This window comes from Alcanivorax sp. 24 (assembly GCF_004360225.1).
Classification (GTDB): Bacteria; Pseudomonadota; Gammaproteobacteria; order Pseudomonadales; family Alcanivoracaceae; genus Alloalcanivorax; species Alloalcanivorax xiamenensis.
In genome coordinates this window covers 1-471 of sequence record NZ_SNUA01000080.1, presented here as the reverse complement: position 1 = coordinate 471, position 471 = coordinate 1, and the positions used below count along the sequence as shown (strand labels likewise).

Here is a 471-nt window from a genome sequence, read left to right as displayed (position 1 = left end):
GTAGTAAGCTCCACTTACGGCCCATATTTGAAGCCAGCGAGTTACGATAGGCGTTTTCGATTTTGGCGAAGGTTCTATCCATCCACTGGCTAAATTTACTCTCTTTTTCTGAAGCTTTTAACACTTTAGAGCAAAGCGCTGGAGAAAGGGTTAATGCCGTAATACTAGAAAAGAACACCGCGGCACTTACTGCCATCGCAAATTCTGTGAATAGGGCACCAATACGGCCATCCATAAACACCAGCGGTACGAACACCGCAATCAATACGAGGGTAGTGGCAATAATTGCAAAGCCAACTTCACGGGCACCACGGAACGCAGCAAGCAGTGGCGGCTCACCCAACTCTATACGACGATGAATATTCTCAAGCATTACAATCGCATCATCTACCACTAAACCGATAGCAAGCACGAGTGCCAGAAGAGTTAACAAGTTGATTGAGTAACCCATAGCGAGCAAGAACATAAAGC

The 471-nt window shown here is 46.1% G+C and carries 1 protein-coding gene; it reads right to left on the bottom strand.

Annotated features, from left to right (window positions below):
* Nucleotides 1-471, bottom strand: a 471-nt coding sequence (locus E0L37_RS21345; protein WP_133493636.1) for an efflux RND transporter permease subunit, incomplete at both ends; no start/stop codon positions are given.